At 40.3% G+C, this 1,577-nt stretch carries 1 protein-coding gene; it reads right to left on the bottom strand.

Going from position 1 to position 1,577, the window contains the following annotated elements:
* Nucleotides 1-1,577 (bottom strand): hypothetical protein (locus EO118_RS08505; RefSeq protein WP_206168415.1); only part of this gene is annotated, 1,577 nt, incomplete at both ends.

Genomic DNA, 1,577 nt, shown 5'->3' with positions numbered 1-1,577 from the left:
TCTGTAGCATCACTTGTGTCTGCACTAGCTTTTAATGTAATCGCTTTATCTTTCGCTGTTACAGCTTCCGCTGGATTGTCGCCATTTTGAACTTTTAGGCCCCATTTTTGAGCATCTACATATTCTTTATTGGCTGCATCTTTATCACCTGTTGGATCTGCCACGTTAGTGATTGTTTTACCACCAGCATCAATACCATCTTTACCGATTGTCACTGTTGCTTTTGTGCCATCAGCTTGTTTGTTTTCTACTGTTAATGCATTGCCATCGATTGTTAATGTAGTGCTTGCTACTTTCGCTGCATCAGGTTGTGTTGGATCTACTGGAGCTGCATTTGTAATCGACGTAATACCAGTCAAGGTAGGTTGTAACGCTACATTCAATGTATCTGCATTGTTAGCATCTTTTTTCACAGTGATATTGTTATCGCCATGGATTTTTAACGTTTCACCCAATTTACGCTCGATTTTATCGTTCGTATCATTGTCGCCGATGAACGTAATTGGTTTATCCAAAATTGCTGTTGTTGCTGCATGTAAATCTGTTACGTTCACCGCAGAGTTAGCTACTTTGTTATCAGCTTTTGCACCTTCTGCTAATTTATCTAGGTATGTATTACCTGTTAAATTATTAACAGCGGATGCCACATTATCCAATGTCATTGGTTTGTCAGCATTGACTTTAGTATGAACTTTATCTAAATCAGCTGCTGGAACTTCTGCACCATCTTTAGTAACAAATTTACCTTCTGCAGTTTTGAACACTTGGTTACCATCTTTGTCTACGAAGATGACAGGGCTTGTCACACGTTCGTTGAACAATTGGCTACCGTTGACAGCATCTTTGGAGTCTTTGGAAATAGCACCATCTGCAATGTTAGATAACTTAGTTGTTGCTCCAGTTGTTTTGCCATCTGGAGATACTAAACTTGCAATGACATCCTTTGTTGGAACTGCTGTAGCACCTGGTTTTTTCTCTCCATTAGGTTCTACTTCATCAGCTTTGTAGTACTGACCATCGTTTGCTTTCACAAGACGATCGCCGGCTGCATTTGTATATACTACTGTACCAGCTTCGCCATTACGAAGTGCATTAACTTTATTCGTTAAGTCTTTTCCGTTCAAGCCATCTTTACCAGTTGGACCTTGTGCACCTGCAGAACCAGCTACGGCCGCACCATCTTGACCCACACCGGCTTTACCATCTCGACCATCAGAGGCTGTATTACCTACATTCACTGCATTATCTAATGTAGTACGATCTGCTTTTTCTAAGCCAAGTGTGATGTTACCTTCACCATCTTTAGCAATGACAATACCTTTTTTAGGTGTGTCTGTAGCATCGCTTGTGTCTGCACTAGCTTTTAATGTAATCGCTTTATCTTTCGTTGTTACAGCTTCCGCTGGATTATCACCATTTTGAACTTTTAAGCCCCATTTTTGAGCATCTACATATTCTTTATTGGCTGCATCTTTTTCAGCTTCCGGTGTTGCCACGTTAGTGATTTTTTTATTACCAGCATCAATACCATCTTTGCCGATTTTCACTGTTGATGTTGCACCATCAGCTTGTTTGTT

This window comes from Veillonella sp. 3891 (assembly GCF_003992315.1).
GTDB lineage: Bacteria > Bacillota > Negativicutes > Veillonellales > Veillonellaceae > F0422.
This window is presented reverse-complemented; position numbering and strand designations above follow the sequence as displayed.